18 protein-coding genes are annotated in these 21,032 nt (G+C 59.7%); 5 read left to right on the forward strand and 13 right to left on the reverse strand.

All coding sequences use genetic code 11. From position 1 onward, the window contains the following. Nucleotides 1–36 precede the first annotated feature (36 nt). From EKH79_RS09740 to EKH79_RS09760, 5 genes are all read right to left on the reverse strand, one after another. A complete protein-coding gene (locus EKH79_RS09740; RefSeq protein ID WP_126673588.1) occupies nucleotides 37–528 on the reverse strand; it encodes a hypothetical protein in 492 nt (163 codons plus the stop codon). Nucleotides 529–537: 9 nt separating this feature from the next. Next, nucleotides 538–1,179 (reverse strand): hypothetical protein, encoded by a 642-nt coding sequence (locus EKH79_RS09745; RefSeq protein WP_126673589.1) that lies wholly within the window; start codon nucleotides 1,177–1,179, stop codon nucleotides 538–540. 100 nt (nucleotides 1,180–1,279) lie between these two features. Next, nucleotides 1,280–1,504 (reverse strand): HP1242/YdcH family protein, encoded by a 225-nt coding sequence (locus tag EKH79_RS09750; protein WP_126673590.1) that lies wholly within the window; start codon nucleotides 1,502–1,504, stop codon nucleotides 1,280–1,282. Between the two features lie 355 nt (nucleotides 1,505–1,859). Next, entirely contained in the window at nucleotides 1,860–2,486 is a 627-nt protein-coding gene (locus tag EKH79_RS09755; RefSeq protein ID WP_126673591.1) for a hypothetical protein, read from the reverse strand. Beyond that, nucleotides 2,483–3,076, reverse strand: a complete 594-nt coding sequence (locus EKH79_RS09760) for a DUF4398 domain-containing protein (RefSeq protein WP_233590260.1) — start codon at nucleotides 3,074–3,076, stop codon at nucleotides 2,483–2,485. Before EKH79_RS09760 ends, EKH79_RS09755 begins: the two co-directional genes overlap by 4 nt. 210 nt (nucleotides 3,077–3,286) lie before the next feature. Here EKH79_RS09760 and EKH79_RS09765 point away from each other — a divergent pair, with 210 nt between their 5' ends. Beyond that, complete coding sequence (locus tag EKH79_RS09765) at nucleotides 3,287–4,408, forward strand: PilT/PilU family type 4a pilus ATPase (protein WP_126673593.1); 1,122 nt, start codon at nucleotides 3,287–3,289, stop codon at nucleotides 4,406–4,408. Between the two features lie 157 nt (nucleotides 4,409–4,565). On the opposite strand, the gene maiA is transcribed toward EKH79_RS09765, so the two are convergent. Continuing rightward, nucleotides 4,566–5,276: a maleylacetoacetate isomerase gene (maiA, locus tag EKH79_RS09770; RefSeq protein ID WP_126673594.1), complete on the reverse strand. Its 711-nt coding sequence runs from the start codon at nucleotides 5,274–5,276 to the stop codon at nucleotides 4,566–4,568. Nucleotides 5,277–5,418: 142 nt separating this feature from the next. On the opposite strand from maiA, the gene EKH79_RS09775 reads away from it, so the two are divergent. Next, nucleotides 5,419–6,582 carry a phosphoglycerate kinase gene (locus EKH79_RS09775; RefSeq protein ID WP_425478495.1) on the forward strand — a complete coding sequence of 388 codons (1,164 nt, stop codon included), beginning with the start codon at nucleotides 5,419–5,421 and terminating at the stop codon, nucleotides 6,580–6,582. Between the two features lie 160 nt (nucleotides 6,583–6,742). Here the strand turns inward: EKH79_RS09775 and EKH79_RS09780 are convergent, their stop codons facing one another. The 6 genes from EKH79_RS09780 to EKH79_RS09805 all read right to left on the reverse strand — a co-directional run bounded on the left by EKH79_RS09780 (nucleotide 6,743) and on the right by EKH79_RS09805 (nucleotide 14,607). After that, nucleotides 6,743–7,345: an alpha-ketoglutarate-dependent dioxygenase AlkB gene (locus EKH79_RS09780; protein WP_126673596.1), complete on the reverse strand. Its 603-nt coding sequence runs from the start codon at nucleotides 7,343–7,345 to the stop codon at nucleotides 6,743–6,745. Between the two features lie 14 nt (nucleotides 7,346–7,359). Beyond that, a complete protein-coding gene (locus EKH79_RS09785; protein ID WP_126673597.1) occupies nucleotides 7,360–10,437 on the reverse strand; it encodes an error-prone DNA polymerase in 3,078 nt (1,025 codons plus the stop codon). After that, entirely contained in the window at nucleotides 10,434–11,834 is a 1,401-nt protein-coding gene (locus EKH79_RS09790; protein ID WP_126673598.1) for a Y-family DNA polymerase, read from the reverse strand. The genes EKH79_RS09785 and EKH79_RS09790 overlap by 4 nt, the downstream gene beginning before the upstream one ends. A 9-nt stretch (nucleotides 11,835–11,843) precedes the next feature. Next, nucleotides 11,844–12,512, reverse strand: a complete 669-nt coding sequence (gene imuA / locus EKH79_RS09795) for a translesion DNA synthesis-associated protein ImuA (RefSeq protein ID WP_126673599.1) — start codon at nucleotides 12,510–12,512, stop codon at nucleotides 11,844–11,846. Next, nucleotides 12,512–13,132, reverse strand: coding sequence for a transcriptional repressor LexA (lexA, locus tag EKH79_RS09800; protein WP_126673600.1), 621 nt, complete (start codon nucleotides 13,130–13,132; stop codon nucleotides 12,512–12,514). Before lexA ends, imuA begins: the two co-directional genes overlap by 1 nt. Nucleotides 13,133–13,275: 143 nt before the next feature. Further along, a complete protein-coding gene (locus EKH79_RS09805) occupies nucleotides 13,276–14,607 on the reverse strand; it encodes an APC family permease (protein ID WP_126673601.1) in 1,332 nt (443 codons plus the stop codon). Nucleotides 14,608–14,883: 276 nt separating this feature from the next. On the opposite strand from EKH79_RS09805, the gene EKH79_RS09810 reads away from it, so the two are divergent. Genes EKH79_RS09810 through EKH79_RS09820 form a run of 3 tightly spaced genes read left to right on the forward strand, consistent with a single transcriptional unit; the run spans nucleotide 14,884 to nucleotide 19,123 of the window. Then, nucleotides 14,884–15,819, forward strand: coding sequence for an ATP-grasp domain-containing protein (locus tag EKH79_RS09810; protein ID WP_126673602.1), 936 nt, complete (start codon nucleotides 14,884–14,886; stop codon nucleotides 15,817–15,819). Between the two features lie 32 nt (nucleotides 15,820–15,851). Next, nucleotides 15,852–16,952: a DNA polymerase IV gene (gene dinB / locus EKH79_RS09815; RefSeq protein ID WP_425478487.1), complete on the forward strand. Its 1,101-nt coding sequence runs from the start codon at nucleotides 15,852–15,854 to the stop codon at nucleotides 16,950–16,952. Continuing rightward, nucleotides 16,949–19,123 carry an alpha-glucuronidase family glycosyl hydrolase gene (locus EKH79_RS09820; RefSeq protein ID WP_126673603.1) on the forward strand — a complete coding sequence of 725 codons (2,175 nt, stop codon included), beginning with the start codon at nucleotides 16,949–16,951 and terminating at the stop codon, nucleotides 19,121–19,123. Before dinB ends, EKH79_RS09820 begins: the two co-directional genes overlap by 4 nt. A gap of 56 nt (nucleotides 19,124–19,179) precedes the next feature. On the opposite strand, the gene lpdA is transcribed toward EKH79_RS09820, so the two are convergent. Beyond that, nucleotides 19,180–21,021, reverse strand: coding sequence for a dihydrolipoyl dehydrogenase (lpdA, locus tag EKH79_RS09825; RefSeq protein ID WP_126673604.1), 1,842 nt, complete (start codon nucleotides 21,019–21,021; stop codon nucleotides 19,180–19,182). Nucleotides 21,022–21,032: the final 11 nt, after the last annotated feature.

A 21,032-nucleotide genomic window follows, 5' to 3' on the forward strand; every position in this document is an offset into this window, starting at 1 on the left:
CTGGCCCGGCGTCAGTCCATCCGGACGAAAACACAACTACTTGATGGTGACGGTCAGGTGATACGTTGCGCCGCCTCGGCTGGGCTGGATGGTCAGTGTGTATTTGCCGCTGACGGGCAACCGGCCCGTCCAATGAGTAGCGCGGCCGTGTCGCCCTGCGTTGGGCAAGGTGGGGCCGCTCACGTCGTAACCGCCATCGTCTTTCGAAACCGTCGCGCCGGGCATGTAGAAGATGAACGACGCGTTGTCTTCTTCGGTTGTCAGTTGGATGTCAGCGTGCTGACCTTCCCTGGCGACAAAGGTGTACGTCGCACTGGCGCCACGTTCGACGCTGTCGTTGATCGTGGCCGTGGTTTTGCCCGAGGAAAAACGAATTGGCGTGATCGGGTAGTCGCCGTATTGATAGATTTGACCCGACGCGCTGCTCACCCCGCCTGTCAACAGCACTGCAAGCAACGCAGAGAAAAAGCACACGCGTTTTGTCGAGATAACGCCACTGCCACTCCGTGTTGCGCCGATCGCCGACATGGCGTCCCCCTAGTCGCTGGTGACCTGTGTAATTGCGACACCGGTTATGACATTTTTCTTCGTCGTGTACACGAGTGTTTGCGTTACGGTGAAATCTTTCGATGAATGCGATGGATATGACGCTGCGTAATGGAAGTGTCCGTCAGCATCGGGTTTTGCGGTGCCGACATGCGATGACACATCGCCCAGTGTCGCGCCGACGCCAGGAATGCCGAATTCGATATGGGTCAATTCGTGCGGTGCAATCGCGCAACCATCCGGCAACTTGCCACCAGGATTGGGTTGTTGCGCAACACTGAGGATGCTTTCTTCCGCACCGCCCATTTCGCCCGATGAAAACCAGAACAGCGTTGGTTCTCCGCGCGCGTCGAGGCCGGCGTAACAGAGCCATTCCGTCGCTTCGCCCGCATCGCCTTCGTGCTGAAGCGTACCGCCAAAAGCACGCTGCACATCGAACAAACTGGTTTTCTCCAGCACGATGTCCAGCAAACCTGCATGGACATCGTTGAACAAGGCCGTGCTTCTCGTCTGCACGATGTCGCCCGCCGAAGGAACCGCCTGATTGGGGCTGAGATGTTGCGCAAAAACACTGGAAACGGGTGCGATGAAAAGGGTTGCAGCGAGGGCATAGCGCAACGTCGTCGATCGCATGTCCATTCCTTTTGAAAACGAGAATTCCGATACGAATCGGCCCCGGCAGCGCTTCCCAGCGGGAAGGCTCCGAGGCCGCATGTCATGTGAAAACGCTGGGTCAGTTGACGGGGTGCTGGCTGTCCCACATGCGTTGCAGTCGTTCCTTGGCATAGAGCTTTTCTTTCTTCATGCCGCTAAGGGTGACATCGTCTATGGGTAAAACGCCGATTTCGGCATCGTGCACCTTGCTGTCGAGTTCCCTGTGGTACTGGTATAGCCGACGAAACTCCGCGTCGGCTTTCATCAAGGCTTCGACATCGTCACGCTGCTGGTTTTCAAACATGATCCAACCTCCTCGCGATAAGACTGCGGGCAAACAATTGCTACAGCCGGGAACAAAATCGAAACACGCGCATGACCACGCCCCACATCCTTCAAAAAGGATACGGGTGAGGGAAAAGTGGCGGGTTTGCGCATAATTTCGGGTCGGTAAACCGCGGAGGCACAATGTCCGCGGTAACTTCGACCCTACTCCCCACCGGCGGGGGCACACAAGGCCCCCATGGGAAGGCGCATCAGAGCGCGGGCGGAAGTCAAAAACCCGTAAATCCGCCGATCAAAAACCAGAAGGGCCGGCTTTGAATGCCGGCCCTTCTTTGTGCTGCAGCCCCTCAAACCGCGAGGGGCGAATCAGTCGATCAGTTGCCGCCGTTACCGCTGGGCTGCGACTGGTTTTCCTGCAGCGCCCTGGCCGCCTGGGCGGCCTTGGTGGCAAGCGCTGCCTGGCGTTTGGCAGCCTGCGCCACCTTGGCCTGTGCGGCCGCCAGCTTGCGCGCCTGGTCGGCTTCCGCCTGAGCCTGGGCGGCCTGCGCGGCCGCTTGCTGGCCCTGGGCCTGCAGGCGTGCGGTTTCCTGTTGCGCGATCTGGAACTGCATCCGCTGGATATCCAGCTGCTGCTGTGCGGAGTTGGCATCGATGCGACTGCGATCAAGCTGCAGCTGCGCGTTTTCCTGATCGAGCTGGTTGAGCTGGCGCTGCGACATCTGCAACTGCGCCTCGGCCTTGGCCTGATCCACACGGCGTTCGGCGATGTACAGCGCATGCGGACGGTCGTGCGAACTGGCCTGCGAGAGCTGATTGACCGCTTCGCGCGCGAGCGACTGATCGGCCTGCGCATAGCTGCCTAGCGTGGGATCCGACGCGAGCTGGTTGAGGCTGTCGTTCAAGCGGGCGACATCCATATCGTCCTTTTTCGCCTGTACGGCGGTGCTGGCAAGAAGACCCAGCACCATCGCGGCGATGATCGAAGTCATGCGCTTATTCATGGCTGGCCTCCCTGATTTTGCTGGCCAGGAGCAGGTGTCGGCTGGAAGCCTTGCGCCGGTTGCTGCTGCGGTTGTGCCGGAGCACCGTTGAGCACCGACGAGGACGGTGCCGGCATGTCCTGCTGCATCGGCGCCTGCTGCGGAAGCGGGGCGCTGCTGGTCGGCGGTGCCGGCGTGGTCGAGGACGAAGCGGGATTGCCACCGTTGTCCTGACCATTGTCCTGGTCGTTACCCTGCCCATTGTCAGCCTGCTGCATGGCGGCCATCTGGGCTGCTAGCTGGGTCTTCTGCTGCTGGTAGTGCTGATCGTTCTCGGACTGCGCTTCATCGTTCTGCGCGCGCAACTGACGGTTTGCGTCCGTTTTTGACTGAATTTGACCACGCGCCTGCCCCAACAGCGCCTTCGTGCGGGCCAGTGTGGCATCCGCGCGCGACTCATCGGCTAGGTCCGAAGCCTGGGCATATTTGCCATTGGCCATCGCTACCTGAGCCTGCTGGAATTTATCCTGCGCAAACCCGAAATCCACCGGATCGTAGTCTTGCGCACCGGCATCGCGTGCGGACTGAATCTGCGATTGTGCCTGTGTCATAGCGCCATCTGGCGGTGGCACGCTTGCGCAACCGCCTAAAATTAGGGCTAAAGTCAGGGTTAGAACGGGTACCACCGCTGAGAAACGCTTGTCGCGCTTCTGTAACGGGGAAAATGTGTGGACCATCACTCATTCCTCTCCGAGGATCACAGCGTATTGTGAGCGGGCACAATCCTTGAATGCAATGTGTAAAAACTTGGGGTCTTTACGGTGGATATCGGTTACTTCCTCAAATTGATGGTGGATAAGGGCGCGTCGGACATGTTTCTGACGACCGGCGCCCCGGTGAACATCAAGGTCGAGGGCAAGTTGTACCCGCTCGGCAACACCGGGCTGCCCAGCGGCATGGTGAAAAAGATCGCTTATTCGCTCATGGACGAGGGCCAGGTTCCGCAATTCGAGCGCGATCTGGAATTGAACATGGCGCTGGCGGTGAAAGAAGCCGGCCGTTTCCGTATCAACGTTTTCAAACAGCGCGGCGAAGTGGGCATGGTAATCCGCGCGATCAAGAGCGAGATTCCCAGCGTCGAGCAACTGCAGCTGCCAACGATTTTCCGCGATCTGATCATGGAACCGCGCGGCCTGATCCTGGTGGTCGGCGCGACAGGTTCGGGTAAGTCGACCACGCTTGCGGCGATGCTCGATCATCGCAATACGAATACGCCCGGCCACATTCTGACGATTGAAGATCCGATCGAATACCTGCACCGCCACAAGAAATCGATCGTCAATCAGCGCGAAGTGGGCCTGGACACGCACACGTATCACGAAGCCTTGCGCAACGCGATGCGTGAAGCGCCGGACGTCATCATGATCGGTGAGATTCGCGACACCGACACGATGGAAGCGGCGATCGCGTTCTCCGAAACCGGTCACTTGTGTCTGGCAACGTTGCACTCGAACAACGCCGACCAGACGCTGGAACGCATTCTCAACTTCTTCCCCGAATCGGCGCACAAGAACGTGCTGATGAACCTCGCGCTGAACCTGCGCGCGGTGATCAGCCAGCGTCTTGTCACCGGCAAGGACGGGCGCCGTCTACCCGCGGTGGAAGTGCTGCTCAACACGCCATTCATTCGCGACATGATTCGCCGCGGTCAAATCCATGAAGTAAAAGAAGCCATGGACCGCAGCCTGCAGGAAGGTATGCAGACGTTCGATCAGTCGCTGTATCGGCTGTACAGATCTGGCCGTATCGAGCTGGAAGAAGCGCTGGCCAAAGCCGACTCGCGCGATGGGTTGGCGCTCAAGATTCGTCTTTCGGAAGGTGGCGGTAATAACACCGAAAACGCGGAGCTGGCGGGCAACGATCCGTACGGGTTGGGTTTTTAAAGGCGCAGCCAAAGGCTGCTCTGATTATCTTCTCCCCTTCGGGGAGAAGGTGGCCCGCAGGGTCGGATGAGGGGTCAGACTCGCGAGGAGCTCATTCGATGTGAGGATATGTGAGTACATCTCTTCAATTAAGAAGAGTTATCGCAAGATGCGCCCCTCACCCCAACCCTCTCCCCGAAGGGGAGAGGGAGAAAGCTGAGGGCTCACTGCTATGTGGCGCATCCGGCTGCCTTTCAGGCGTCGCCTCGTGGAATGCATCAAGCCCCGCACACACCGCATCGATGCGCAGAATCGTCGGGTAATCACCCAACGGCACTTTCCAGCGCCGCGCGTTGTACACCTGTGGCACCAGACACGCATCAGCCATGGTCGGCGTATTGCCATGACAGAAATGGCCGGTGTCCTTGCTATGGGCAAGCATGGTTTCCAGCGCCTGGAATCCGGCAACGACCCAGTGACGCATCCACTCCGCTTTCTGCGCATCGTCCGCACCAAACTGACTGCCGATTTGTTGCAACACACGCAGATTGCCAATGGGATGGATATCGCAAGCGATCAGCTGCGATAACGCACGTACGCGTGCCCGCCCCGCCGCATCGGCAGGAAGAAGTGGCGGCTGTGGGTGCTTCTCGTCGAGGTATTCGATGATCGCCATCGACTGCGGCAGCACCACATGCCCATCCACCAGTGTCGGCACCAGCTCCTGCGGGTTGACCGCCACGTACGCCGCACCATGCTGTTCGCCGCCATCGCGCACCAGATGCACTGCCCGCGTTTCGTAACGTAATCCCTTTAGATTCAGCGCAATGCGCACGCGGAACGCGGCGCTCGAGCGCCAATAGCTGTACAGGACGAGGCCGGATGCCATAGGACCACTCCATGGAAGGTCGATGGAGACAGTGTAAACCCCGCCGTTTGCATCGACGCGGTGAGGGCGGGAAAATAACGGGTTCCGGCCTTCCGGCCGACTTCCTCAGCTATGCCAGGAGTTCCACGTGACCGTCACCCGCATGAGCGACCTCGACCTGCGCGGCAAGCGCGTGCTGATCCGCGAAGACTTGAACGTGCCGATCGAGAATGGCCACATTACGTCCACGCAGCGCCTAGATGCCTCGCTGCCCACCATCAAGGCCGCACGCGATGCCGGCGCGAAGGTGATGGTGATGTCGCACCTCGGGCGCCCGAAGGAAGGCCAGTTCGATGCAGAGGACTCGCTCGCGCCGGTGGCAACCTGGCTCAGCGAACATCTTGGCCAGCCGGTGCGCTTGGTCGCCGACTATCTCAACGGCGTCGATGTCGCCGACGGCGAAGTTGTCGTACTCGAAAACTGCCGCATGAATGTCGGCGAAGGCAAAGACGACGAGGCGCTCTCGAAGAAATACGCTGCGCTGTGCGATGTGTTCGTGATGGATGCATTCGGCACCGCACACCGTGCACAAGCATCGACGCATGGTGTGATCAAGTTCGCACCGATTGCTGCAGCAGGCCCGCTGCTTTGCAATGAGCTGGATGCGCTCGGCAAAGCGCTTGAGCATCCCGCCCACCCACTGCTCGCCATCGTGGCGGGCTCGAAGGTTTCCACCAAGCTCATGCTGCTGGAAAACCTGATTGGCAAGGTTGATCAGCTGATCGTCGGTGGCGGTATCGCCAACACCTTTATCGCAGCCGCCGGTCACTCGGTCGGTAACTCGCTGTACGAACCGGATCTTCTGCAAGCTGCCAAGAAAGTGATTGCCGATGCGAAACGTCGCGGCGCCGAAGTGCCGATGCCGGTCGACGTGGTCGTTGCACCGGAGTTCTCCGCGCACGCACCGGCCTCGGTCAAACCGGTCGATCAGGTGAAGGATGGCGAGATGATCCTCGACATCGGCCCGGAAACGGCCAAGCGTTACGCCGAACTGATCGCAAAGGCCGGCACTGTCGTGTGGAATGGTCCGGTCGGCGTGTTCGAGTTCGATGCCTTCGGCAAGGGCACGGAAGTGCTCGCGCATGCCATCGCCGATTCGAAGGCGTTCTCTATTGCAGGCGGTGGCGACACGCTTGCTGCAGTCGACAAGTACGGTATTGCCGATCGCGTTTCCTACATTTCCACTGGCGGTGGTGCGTTCCTGGAATTCCTGGAAGGCCGGGAATTGCCCGCTGTGACGGCGCTGAGGGCGCGCGCTGCGAAGTAATTGATCATATGGATACGGGCGCCCGATTTACACGGCGCCCTCCATACCTCGTCATTCCGGCGAAGGCCGGAATCCAGTAACGAGAGCCTATGGAAGTGCGGGCACGTATGCAGCTTTTCGTCACTGGATTCCGGCCTTCGCCGGAATGACGGGATGAAACTCATCGCGTGCCCCAAGTCTCGCTTTGAATGTCAGACCGCACGCGAAACGCCACGCTGATTCTCGGTCCAACGGGATACCGAAGCTTCGGTATCCCATGATCGTAATGCAGCTGCGCATTCCACCCCATCAACAACAAACTCCCTGCCTCAAGCTCCAGCTCCGTCTTCAAATGCGGCGGCTCCTTGCGGCGTATCGTCATAGTGCGCGTAGCACCTAACGACAACAAGACGATGGGCTGATGCGCAACCAACTCATGCAGCGTGTCGCTATGCGGCGCCACGCTATCGTGCTCGTCGCGATAAAGATTCAACCCGATGCTGTTGAACGGCGCATCGACGTGTTGCTTCACGACGCTCAATGCCGCGAGTAGCACTGGCGGTATCGCAGGATCCTCTACCGCGTAATGACCATGCAGGCGCGGCACACCCACCATACGCTCATACATCATCCGCATGCCCGATCGCCAATCGGCTTGCGCACGAATCGCGTTGAACCATTTTTCCGCCAGCTCGCGCGAGATCACCTCAGGCTCATACGTAATCGGCCCGGTGACTTCATCGGCAATCCTTTGCACGCCTGGATCAAAAAGTAACGATTGCATGGCTGCCAGCACCCTCAATGAAAATCACGCGAGCGTGCATCCAGCTCACCGAGCATGCCGCTCATATCGTGCAAGCGCCGCGCAATGAGATGACTGACGCCATCCACGGCTTCCCATCGCCCCTCGATGGCGAGCAGCGTTGCCTCCAGATACGGACGACGCTGGCTTTGTGCAACGTGATTCCACACCACCACATTTACGTAACCGAATTCGTCTTCGATGGTGATGAAGGTGACGCCACTGGCCGTCTGCGGTTGCTGGCGTTGCGTCACGAGACCCACGGTGCGTACCTGCGTTTCGTGCGGCTGCGCACGCAAGCTGCGCGAATCGATAAAACGCGCAGCACGCAATCGATGCCGCAAAAGCTTGAGCGGATGCGGACCGAGACTCAGCCCGCTGTGGGCATAGTCGGCCACCATGTTTTCCGCCACGGTCGGCAACGGCAGCACGATATCGCTCTCGCGCGGGCTTTCGCGCCCGAACAACGGCAACTGCGATTCCACGCCAGCCGATAACCACAGCGCGCGATGACGATGCCCGGCCAGACCGCGCAACGCGCCCGCATCGGCCAGCAGGTCCTGATGACGCCGATCCAATTGTGCGCGCGTGCATAGGTCGACGATATCGCCAAAAGCCTGCTGCTCTCGTGCAGCCGAAATACGTAAAGCCACATCCTCGCGGCAGCCGCGTAACTGCCGCAGACCAAGCCGCAGTGCCAAACCGCCATGGCTGCGCGAATCGCTTTCCAGCGTGCAATCCCAATCGCTGTAGCGCGCATCCACCGGCAACACGCTGATGCCGCCACGCTGCATATCCTGCACGATCTGACTCGGCCCGTAGAAACCCATGGGCTGCGCATTGAGCAATGCACACCCGAAAGCGGCAGGCTCATGGCACTTCAGCCAACTGCTTACGTAAGCGAGATTGGCGAAGCTGGCCGCGTGACTTTCGGGAAATCCATAACTGCCGAAACCTTTGATCTGCTCGAAGATCTGCTCGGCAAACGCTTGGGTGTAGCCGTTCTTGAGCATGCCCTGAGTGATGCGTTCGTGATGCACTTCCATGTCGCCATGACGCCGCCACGCGGCCATCGAGCGACGCAATTGATCCGCCTGCCCTGCCGTATAGCCAGCCGCCACCATCGCCAGCTTCATCACCTGCTCTTGAAACAGCGGTACACCCATGGTGCGTTCAAGCACCGGTTTTAGCGCTTCTGACGGATAGTCGATCGGCTCCTCGCCTTTGCGTCGGCGCAGATAGGGATGAACCATGCCGCCCTGAATCGGACCAGGGCGCACGATGGCGATCTGCACAACCAGGTCGTAGTAACCGGCAGGTTTTAGCCGTGGCAGCATCGACATCTGCGCGCGGCTCTCGATCTGAAAGACGCCGATCGTGTCGGCACGCTGGATCATTTCATAGGTTTTCTTGTCGTCGTGCTCGATCGTCGCAATGCTCAATGCCTTGCCGCGATGTTGTTGAACGATATCGAAGCATTTGCGCAAGCACGTCAGCATACCCAGTGCCAGGCAATCGACTTTGAGCAAGCCCATGGTGTCCAGGTCATCCTTGTCCCACTGGATGATGGTTCGATTCGCCATCGTTGCGTTTTCCACCGGAACGAGTTCATGCAGCGGCGCATCGTGGATGACGAAGCCACCCACGTGCTGACTTAGGTGGCGTGGTTTACCGCGCAATTGGGCTGTCAACGCAAGAAGCTTGCGCATGACAGGCGCTTCGGGGTCGAAGCCTTGTTCACGCAGGCGCCCGTCCAGCGAAGCGTCGCCAAGGCGGAAAAAGCTTCGGCTGAGCTTTTCTATTTGATCCTCTGGCAAACCAAGCGCCTTGGCTACGTCACGCACCGCGCTTTTGGTGCGATAACTGATAACCGTCGCTGCAAGCGCAGCGCGTTCACGTCCGTATTTTTTATAGACGTATTGGATGACTTCCTCACGACGCTCATGCTCGAAGTCGACATCGATATCGGGTGGTTCGTCGCGCTCGATGGAAATGAATCGTTCTACCAGCAAATCGACTTTCCTGGGGTCGGCATCCGTGACGCCCAAGGCAAAGCACACGATGGAGTTGGCAGCCGATCCGCGCCCCTGGCAGAGAATCTTCTGGCTCCGCGCATAACGCACGATGTCGTGCACCGTAAGGAAAAATGCCTCATAACGTTTTTTCTCGATCAAGCACAGTTCGTGCTCGATCTTCGATTGAAACTCACTTGGCACACCATTCGGCCAACGCCATGCAGCACCTTCGGCCACCAGATGACGCAGCCACTGTATGGCCGAGTAACCGTCAGGAACCAACTCTTTCGGATATTGATAGTGCAAGTCTTTTTTCAACGAAAACGTGCATCGCTTTGCAATGCGCACGCTCTCATCCAACAATGCTTTCGGATAAATCTTTTCCAGTGTCGAACGCCTACGCAGGTGCCGCTCCCCATTTCGGAATAACACGGCGCCCGCTTTGGCGATGGTCAGGTGATGACGAATCGCGGTCATCGTATGCTGCAATGGCAGGCATCGACGGATATGCATGTGCACATCGCCGCTTGCGACGCGTGGTAACTGCAAGGATTCACCCAATGCTTCGAGTTCGGCCAGACGCGCATCGTCGTCGACATCGCGATGCAGCTCCACCGCCAGCCATGCACGGTCATCGAAAAGATGCTTCACCCATGCGGCATGCTCGCGATCCGGTTCACGCTCGGGAATCCATAGCGCCAACGTTCCCGGTGCACCTTCGGCCATGTCGGCCCGGGTCAAGTGATAGTCGCCTTTTTCGGAAGCCCTGCGCCCTTGCGTGATCAAACGGCACAACGAGACATAGCCTTGCTTGGTTTCTGCAAGCAGTACCAACTTAGGGCCATCGGCGAGCTGGATTTCCGTGCCGACGATAAGCGGCACTCCCGTATCGCGCGAAGCCTCCCAGGCGCGCACGATACCGGCCAGCGAACATTCGTCGGTGATCGCCAACGCGGTATAACCGCATTCCGATGCGCGCTCGAACAATTCACGTGCGCTGGAAGCACCGCGTTGAAACGAGAAATCGGAAAGGCAATGCAGTTCGGCGTAGTCCGTCATGCGAACCACCCGTGCAGCATCCAGCCCGATTGTTCGCCCGGCGCGCAGAACGCCCACGCGCGCTGGCCCATGTCGGTTTCGATGATGTAGTAGTCGCGGCGCGTATCGCCGCCGTCCCACCAGCCGGTTTCCAAGCGCTCGGGGCCGGAAACGATGTGCAATGCACCGCGCCATGGAATCGGCCGTTCCAGCAACCATGTGGGGCGCGGACGCGGCTCCAACGGGCCTTCGTCTTCGGTGGCGACATGTTGTGAGTGTTCCGGGCGTGGATCGATGGTGGTGCCCCACTGATGCACCGCGCTATCGCCCAGCCGCGCGCGCAAACGTTCGCGCAATTGCTCGAAAGGCAATGCGTTGGCAGGGCGTTCGTCAAACAGATCGCGGCCAGCAGGAACGAAACTGGGCAGATCCTCGGCGATCAATCGCAACGCAAGTACCGGTGCGGGCAATTGCACTTGCTCAAGGCGGCCGCGTGCGGCGTCGAACAACACATCGGCGCTGCGTTCGGGCGAAAGCATGCCCACGGGCACATCGGTGACGATGCGATCGCGATGTTCCAATCGTAAAAGGAATCGCTGCACACCGCCGTCGCGGCCGGACAGATACGCAGCAAGATCGCCGGTCATGCGCCGCAACGGAAAAACCAGGGCAGCGATATTTTCGACTTCGTGCGACAACTCGACATACCAGTCGATGCCATCAGGCGGGATGTAGAGATCGAGCCCTGCAGGTGCATCGCCCATCAAGCGATCCATGGCCTGCAATAACGCAACGCCGAAGCGCCGTTGCAGGCCATCGCGCGGCATGCGCAGCAGTTGTCCGAGCCGACGCACACCCATGCTTGGCAACGTATCCATCGCCTGCGTTGGCAAACGGCTTTTGCTCAAAGGCACATCGTCGAGAAGACGTTGCATGCCTTCATGGCTCAACGCCGTCTGTCCATCGCTGACGCCGGCCAATACATACGCGCCATGTGGCGTCGGCGCGGCGGTTACGCGATGGCGAAAACCGAGTGCGGTGATATCGCTACGCAACCGGCGCTCCATCACCGCCCACGATCCGAACAGGCTTTGGCTCTTGCTGACTTCGAGCACGATCGCGTGCGGCAACAACGCGACTTGCGAGCTGTAGCGATACGCCACGCCAGCGAGAAACTGCTGCCAGCGTTCGACCTCGTCAGCGTCGTAGGGAATCGCATCGAATCGCGCCAGCAATGCTTGCGCAGCCGTCAATCGTTGTCCGATATAAAGTCCCGCTGCGCGTGCGCGCGCATTGACAGCTACGATGGTGCGCGCGTTGATGGGTCCATCCACCAACACCAACGGTGTGTCATCGGTGCGGTGACGGAGGACTCCATCCAGCGCCAGCTGAGGCAGCAACAGGCAGGCCCACAACATAAGCCGGCCTCACGCGCTTTGCTTCTTTCGTTCGTGAATCCGGCAAAGGCTGGAAAGACGTTGAACGGAATCGAAGGGAATAGCCTGCGAGGGTGCATTGCCGCCACGGCATTTGCGTACCCAGATGGCAGTGCTCGGTGTGGTTGTAAGTTCGAGGCGCAACGAGGCCGGCGATGCATTGGTCAGATGCTTGCGGTCGCGAAATACGAACGCCAATGCACGGCCCGTATCCGCCGCCACCTGCAAACGGCGCAGACTGCGATCGTCCGCCTGATGCGGCCACGCCAGCACGGCTGCGCAGCTGCCCGAACGCAGACACTGCTCGGCGGCCCACAACACCTGTTTCTCTTCCGCATCGACAATGCTCAGACGATGCAGATTCACGCCTTGTTGGCGCCAGCCCATCGCACACGGCAGATACGGTGGCGCGATCAGCACGACCGGACGTTGGCCTTGCGTCAAACGGGCGAGTGTCGGCAATACCAGACGCAATTCGCCGACGCCGTCGGCCGGCATCAAAATCTCCGTCAGCGCGGCTTCCGGCCACCCGCGTGCAGGCAGCGCGGCGTCGAGCATCGGCCAACCGGTCGGCTGTTCGCCTTCCACAATCGGCACCGCGCGACCGCGCCAGACCTGCCGCGCGTCCAGCAGATTCGACAGCGCTACCACGGCGCTCATCAGGCGCCCCTCACGAGACCTGCAAACAAGCCTTCGATGGCGAAGTCTTCGGTGGGATCGGGATCGATCGGCTCATAACCCGCGCTGTTCGGCAGCAGGCGAATCACATCGCCCTTCCAGTACAGGCGCTTGATGGTGAAGCGCTCGCCTTCCACGCGCGCCGCGACGATCTGCCCGTGACGCGCCACCGGCGTGGCGTGCACGGCCACCAGATCGCCATCGAGAATGCCTTCGTCGCGCATGGAATCGCCGACGACGCGTACGAGGTAATCCGGACGCAAGCGGAACAAATCGCTCGACACACGCATGCTGCGTTCCACGCGCGATTCGGAAAAGATCGGCTCGCCGGCGGCGATGCGGCCGATCAGCGGCAGCTCCATGGTGTCGGCGGCAAACGGATCGTTTTCCTGCACCAGCCGGATGCCGCGGGTGCGATTGGGTTCGATCACCAGCCGCCCTTTCGCCTCCAGCGAGCGCACATGCTTGAGCACGGCACTAACGTTGGGCAGGCCCATGGCGTTGCCGATTTCTTCCAGGGTGGGCGCCTCGCCGGCTTGGTCCAGGCGGGCCCGGATGAAGGCGAGGATGTTGGACTGGCGGCTGGTAAGCTGGATGCTCATGGGGCCCATCTTTTCACCTTTTTTGGTGAAAATGAAGTGCGGCGACAAGCTGCCCGACAATCAATGACTTGCGGGCCACCTTTCCGCCGCAGCGGTGGATTTAGCCCCGAGCGTGCGCCTAAACCGTGTCAGGACCTGAGACCTCAGGCGGCCCGACGCCCCTGCCAATAGCGCCACAGCGCGTACACCGGCAAACCGCAGGCGATGATCACCAGACTCATACCCGCATCGCCGGGCGTATCGATCGCCGTTGCGACGATCACGCCAAGCACCGTGCATACGAAAACAAACGGCAATAGCGGATACAGCGGTACACGAAAAGGCGAAGGTTGATTCGCAAACTGGCGGCGATACCAGAACAGCGTGGCAATACCGAACGCATGACCGAGCCACTCGCCCACCGTGGTGTAGTTGAGCAATTGGCCGAAGGAACCGGAGAGCGTCAGCACGATCGCCCACACGCCCAGCACCGCCAGTGCCACCTGCGGCGCACGCCAACGCGAATCGATATGACCGACCGAACGGAAGAACATGCCATCCGCACCCATCGTCTGCAGCACGCGCGCACCACCGGCGATGGCAATGCTGCAATAACCGAAGGTGGAACACGCGATGCCGACTGCCATGATCGTCGCGCCGCTCGGGCCGAAAATGTGGCTCATCAGATCGGCCGCAGGCGCTTTGCTCGCTGCCAGACCTGCGTGCCCCAAACCCACCAGGTACGCGATATTGACTAGCACGTAGCAGACCACCACGCCGATCATGCCAAGCGCCAAAGCACGCGGCAGCGTGCGCTGCGGATCGCGCACTTCGCCTGCCATGTCATTGAGGTAATGAAAACCGCCGTAGGTAAACAGCACAGGCAGCAACGCACCAATCCATGCACCGCTGGGCACTTCGTGCGTCGTATCCACGGCAAACACATTGCCGAAGTGTCCATGCGCCAGCACCAGGCCCACGACCAGCAGCATCACAATCGCGGCGACTTTCAGCAGCGTAAACAGATTCTGCATCCACGCGCCCGCGCGAATGCCGAAAAAATTCACGCCGGCAATGAAAGCAATCGCACCGACCGCCACCGGTTTCACCCAAACATTCGGCAAGCTCACGGCACGGCATGCGTAATCGGCAAACGTCGTCGCCACCGCAGCAACGCTGCCGGGATAGTTGATCAACGCCATCGTCCAGCCGAACAAAAACGCAGGTAACGGACCAAAGGCTTCGCGCAGATAGATGTAGATACCACCCGCCTGCGGCCGGCGTGCGCCGAGTTCGGCGTAACACAGCACACCCGCCAGCGTCAGCAGACCGCCGATAGCCCACAGCGAAAGCAAGGGCAAACCCGAAGCCGTGCGCTCGGCGACCGTCGCGGGCGTTCGAAAAATACCGGCACCGATAACGCCGCCAATAACAATGGCCGCGCCATCCCAAACGCCGAGGCGTCGCAGGTACGAGCTTGAAGAATCGTTGGTCATAGATGCCGACAATAACCCGAGTCGGCACAAAATTTCTGGTGCCTTATGCCGCATGGGCTGTCATCGCTCGACGGCCAGATCAAAACGAATAGCCCGCAGACATGCCCTTGGTCACATTGACATCGCATTGGAGACGCCCAGATACTCGCCACGTCACGCGCCATGAGGTTTTGGCGCCTCGGCCCCGAGGGGTGCTGCGACGGACATGAGTCCGCCACGCTCGGTGTGCCGCCTCCCATGTTAAGGGCGCCCACCCCAGTGATTGGAGGTGTTCGCATGTCTGCGCCTGTTTCTGATTTTCGTATCGCCATTGCCACGTCCGAAGCGTTTCGCTCGGTGCATGTGGATGACGTGTATTTCGTGGCCGTGCTGGAATTGCTTGGTGTCCAGCCGACCGTGTGCGTGTGGAATGATCCCGATGTGGATTGGGCATCGTTCGATGCCGTACTGATTCGCACCGTGTGGGATTATTTCCGGCATTACTCGGCATTTCTTGCGTGGCTGGATCGGCTTGACCAGCTCGGCGTGCCGACGATCAACGATACTAATCTCGTTCGCTGGAACAGCGAAAAACGCTATCTGCTCGATCTTGAGCAACAAGGTGTGCCGATTATCCCGACGCACTTTGCGCGTGCAGGTTCATTGCTGGAAGTGCTGCGATCGGTTCCTTCGCGCGAGGTCGTCATCAAGCCGAGTGTCAGCGGCGGTGCATGGCATACAGCGCGCGGCACGCTTGGCACGCCGGCATTCAAAGAAGCGATTACATCATTGCCATCGCATCTGGATTACCTGGTGCAGCCGTTTGTGCCCGAGATAGCCACGAATGGCGAATGGTCGCTGCTGTATTTCGCTGGCACGTACAGTCACGCGGTGCTCAAACATCCTGCTGCGGGCGATTATCGTGTGCAGGAAGAACATGGCGGCACGGCCATTCCTACGAAGCCTGATGCGTTCATTGTGCAAGCGGCGGATAACGCACTGGCGGCCGTTACAGCACTGGGTTATCGCGAGCAGGTTTATGCGCGTGTCGACGGCGTGGTGGTCGATGGCCAGTTCCGCATCATGGAGCTGGAGTTGATCGAGCCACTGCTGCATCTAGGAATACGGCCGGACGCGGCGGAACGCTTCGCCAAGCATGTCGTCGAACGGCTCAAACAGCTCAAAGACGAAGGCCGTGACGTCACGGCTGCGAAGGCGGCCAGCACGCCCTAGAATCGGGGACACTGACCCATTCCCCGACAACCTTGTCCACACCACCGCCACGCAAGATTCTTCACGTCGACATGGACGCGTTCTACGCGTCGGTGGAGCAGCGTGACGATCCAACGCTACGCGGCAAACCCGTCGTCGTTGCGTGGCGTGGCGCGCGGTCGGTGGTGTGTGCGGCAAGTTACGAGGCACGCAAGTTTGGCGTGCGCTCGGCGATGCCGGCGGTACGTGCTGAGCGGCTATGTCCGCAAGCGATTTTCGTACCGCCGGACTTCGTGCGTTACAAGGCGGTATCTCGGCAGGTGCGCGAGATTTTTTCGCGGCACACGGATCTGATCGAACCGTTGTCGCTGGATGAAGCGTATCTGGACGTCACCGTCACCAAGACCGATCTGCCGTCCGCAACCGCCACCGCGGAGGCGATTCGTACGGCGATTCGCGAAGAAACCAGCCTCACGGCATCGGCAGGCGTTGCACCGAACAAGTTCCTCGCCAAGATCGCGTCGGACTGGAACAAGCCCGATGGCTTGTATGTCATTCGTCCGCATCAGATTGAAGCGTTTCTCGCGCCACTGGCGGTCAATCGGCTGCCTGGTGTCGGCAAGGTGATGGAAGCAAAGCTGGAAGCGCTCGGCATCAAGACTGTAAGTGATCTGCGCCGGATGACGCTTGCCGATCTGGAAATGCGTTTTGGCCGCTGGGGCCGGCGCCTGCACGAACTTTCGCTCGGCATCGACGAACATGCGGTGCAGCCGGACCGGCCGACGCTGCAAGTTTCTGCGGAGGACACGTTCGAACACGACATCACGCTCGACGAACTCGAGCCGCATATACGCCGCCTCGCTGAGAAAACGTGGGCGGCGCATCAGCGCGAGACGGGTCGCGTCGCACGCACCGTCGTGCTGAAACTCAAGACATCGGATTTTCATACGCTGACACGCAGTTTCTCACCTGCCGTGCTTCCGGGTTCTGCTACGGAACTCGCTGATCTGGCGTGTGCGCTACGCGAGCGCGTGGAACGGCCGGCGGATAGCCGTTATCGTCTGGTTGGCGTGGGCCTGTCCGGCTTCGTGGATCAGGATAGTTTCATCGCGCAACGCGATCTTTTCGACAACGCATCGGCACATCAGACATGAATGCATTCATCCGTACACTCGGTTCGCTTGTATTCCTGATTGCCACGCTTCTGTGCGCAGCGCCAACCCATGCCGAAGATGGATACGATCTATGGATGCGCTATCACCTGCTCGCACCCGAACAGGTGAAACGCTATGACAGCCATGCCTCGCAGTTGATCATCGGCTCCACCACACCGACACAGACGGCTACTCGCGACGAATTGCAGCGCGGGCTCAACGGATTGCTCGGCCACGCTCCGCTGCTTTCAAACGACATCAACCGCAATGGCGCCATCATCGTCGGCACACCATCATCTTCGCCGCTCATCGCGCGATTGAAACTCGATACGACAAGTTTGGGAAATGAGGGCTATCTGATCCGTAGCGTCGCGGTAGACGGCCACACCGCAACAGTCATCGTCGCCAACACGGATGTGGGCGCACTGTATGGCGCGTTCCATTTCCTACGCCTGCTGCAAACCGAGCAATCCGTCGATCACCTCGATATACATGAATCGCCACGCTTGAAGTTACGCGTGCTCGAACACTGGGACTATCTCAATGGCCAGGTGGAACGCGGTTACGCCGGCGCATCGATCTGGGATTGGTGGAAGCTCCCGGATTGGCGCGCCCCGCGCTACACCGACTACGCGCGCGCGAACGCGTCGATCGGTATCAATGGAACGGTGCTCAACGACGTCACCGATGGCGCCACCATTCTGACGCCCACGTACCTGCAAAAAGTCGCTGCGCTGGCCGACGTGTTTCGACCCTATGGTATTCGCGTCTATCTCAGTATTCGCTTCAGCGCGCCGATTGAAATCGGCGGATTGAAGACTGCCGATCCCCTTGATCCGCAGGTACAACGCTGGTGGCGCGAGAAAGCCGATGAGATCTACCGGATCATTCCAGACTTCGGCGGCTTTCTCGTGAAGGCCAATTCGGAAGGTCAACCCGGCCCGGAAGATTACGGCCGTACGCACGCCGATGGCGCGAACGTGCTCGCCGATGCAGTTGCGCCGCATGGCGGCATCGTTATGTGGCGCACATTCGTTTATTCGCAGAACAATCCGGATGATCGTGCGAAGCAGGCTTACGAAGAATTCAAACCACTCGACGGCCGCTTTCGCTCTAATGTGATCTTGCCGGTGAAGAACGGCCCTATCGATTTTCAGCCGCGCGAACCGTTCCATCCGCTCTTCGGTGCGATGCCGAAAACGCCGCTGATGATGGAATTTGAAATCACCAAGGAATACCTCGGCTTCGCGACGCACCTTGTTTATCTGGGACCGCTCTATGAGGAAGTGCTCTCTGCCGACACCATGGTGCACGGGAAAGGCTCAATCGTAGCGAAAGTGATCGACGGTTCGCTGGAGGGCCATACGTTAACGGGCATGACCGGCGACTCGAACATCGGCACCGATCGCAACTGGACCGGATCGGATTTCAATCAGGCCAACTGGTACGTGTTCGGCCGATTGGCGTGGAATCCTACGCTCTCATCGCGCGCGATTGCCGACGAATGGGTACGCATGACGTTCACGAACAACAACGCGTTCGTCAAACCCGTTGTCGACATGATGATGGGCTCGCGTGAAGCAGTGGTCGATTACATGACGCCGCTTGGTTTGGTTCACCTGATGGGGCCGGGCCACCATTACGGACCCGCGCCGTGGGATGCGAGCGAATCGCGCGCGGATTGGCGTCCCGTCTACTATCACCGCGCCGATCATGAGGGCATTGGCTTTGATCGAACCAGCACGGGCAGCGATGCCGTTGCGCAATATGCACCGCCGGTCGCGGAACAATTCAACGATCTGAAACAGACGCCCGAGCAATTTCTGCTCTTTTTCCATCACGTGCCATGGGATTACCGGATGCGTTCGGGCCAGACGCTGTGGTACGAACTGGTGGCACATTACTCGCAAGGCGTCGACGACGTAAAACAGATGCGCGAAACGTGGCGTCATATGGACGGCTATATCGACGATCAGCGTTATCAGCAAGTCGCCTCCTTCCTCGCTATCCAGCAAAAAGAGGCGCAATGGTGGCGCGATGCGTGCATCGCTTATTTCCAGAGCATCTCGGGGCTGCCATTGCCACCGGGCTATGCGCCGCCAGAAAAGTCGCTCAAATACTACGAATCGCTCACCTTCCCCTTCGTTCCGGGCTATTCGTCGTGGCAATAAAAACAAAAGGGCCCGGATAATCCGGGCCCTTTTGCATCTGCATAACGCTACAAGCGTTACTTCTTTTTCGGCATATACAAATCGGTGATGGTGCCCTCGTAGGCTTCCGCCGCCATGCCCACCGATTCGCTCAAGGTCGGATGCGGATGGATGGTGAGGCCGATATCCGCCGCTTCGCTGCCCATTTCGATGGCGAGCGCGACTTCGGAAATCAGATCGCCCGCGTGCGGACCGATGATGGCGCCGCCGACGATGCGATGCGTTTCTTCGTCGAAGATCAGCTTGGTGAAGCCTTCGGTGCGATCGATGCCGATCGCGCGGCCACTGGCGGCCCACGGGAATTTGCCCACGCCGACCTTCAAGCCTTTCTCTTTCGCCTCGCGCTCGGTGACGCCGACCCATGCCACTTCCGGATCGGTGTACGCGACGGACGGAATCACGCGCGCGTCGAAATAGCTCTTCTGACCGGCGACGACTTCGGCGGCGACTTTCGCTTCATGCGTGGCTTTATGCGCCAGCATCGGCTGGCCGACGATATCGCCGATAGCGAAGATGTGCTTCACGTTGGTGCGCATCTGCGTATCGACGTCGATGAAGCCACGATCCGTGACGGCAACACCCGCTTTCTCTACACCGATCTTCTTGCCATTCGGCGTACGGCCCACGGCGACCAAGACGCGATCGAACACGGTGGTCGCAGGAATGTTTTCGCCTTCGTAGCTGACTTCGATGCCTTTCTTTGTCGCCTTCGCCTCGACCACTTTGGTCTTGAGGTGAATACCCTTGAGCTTGCCGCCCAGACGTTTGGCGAGCGGCTTGATCAGATCGGCATCGGTGCCCGGAATGATCTGGTCCATGAATTCGACCACGGTCACTTCGCTGCCGAGCGCGGAGTACACGGTCGCCATTTCCAGACCGATGATGCCGCCACCGACGACCAGCAGTTTCGCCGGCACGTCCTTGATTTCCAGCGCGCCGGTGGAATCGACGATGCGATCGTCGTCCCACGGGAAGGCAGGCAGCTTCACCGACTGCGAGCCCGCCGCGATGATGGCGTATTCGAAGCGGATGAGTTTCTTGCCGTCGGCGGTTTCCACTTCCAGTTCGTTCGGCGACACGAAGGTACCGACACCCTGCACAACGCGCACTTTGCGCTGCTTCGCCATGCTGGCGAGACCGCCAGTGAGCTGGCCGACCACCTTGGTCTTGAAGCTGCGCAGCTTGTCGATGTCGATCTTGGGTTTGCCGAAGGTGATGCCGTGTGCGGCCATCGCATCGGCTTCGTCGATCACGGCTGCAGCGTGCAGCAATGCCTTGGACGGAATGCAGCCGACATTGAGGCACACACCGCCGAGCGTGGCGTGGCGTTCAACCAGCACGGTGTCGACGCCAAGATCGGCCGCACGGAAGGCAGCCGTATAGCCGCCCGGGCCGGAACCCAGCACGACGAGTTTGCATTCGATATCGGCGGCTCTTCCCGTTGAAGTCGCCGCTTGCGGCGCCTTTGCCTCCTCTCCCCTCTGGGGAGAGGATTGAGGTGAGAGGGCAGCGCTTGCGGGAGACGGGCTAGTGCCACTCGCTTTCGTGGAAGTACTTGGCGAGGGCAACCCCTCACCCCGGCCCTCTCCCCGTGGGGGAGAGGGAGTGTTGGCTTCGGCGGACGTTTCAAGCACCGCAATCACGGCACCTTCGGAAACCTCATCGCCCACCTTGAGCTTGAGTTCCTTGATGACACCCGATGCGCTGGCGGGAATTTCCATCGTCGCCTTGTCGGATTCGAGCGTGATCAGGCTTTGCTCTTTCTCGACCTTGTCGCCGACTTTCACCAGCACTTCGATCACCGGCACGTTGTCGTGACCGCCGATATCGGGGACTTTCAATTCAATGGTATTGGCCATGACGACGCTCC

It is taken from the genome of Dyella dinghuensis (assembly GCF_003977615.1).
Lineage (GTDB): Bacteria > Pseudomonadota > Gammaproteobacteria > Xanthomonadales > Rhodanobacteraceae > Dyella_B > Dyella_B dinghuensis.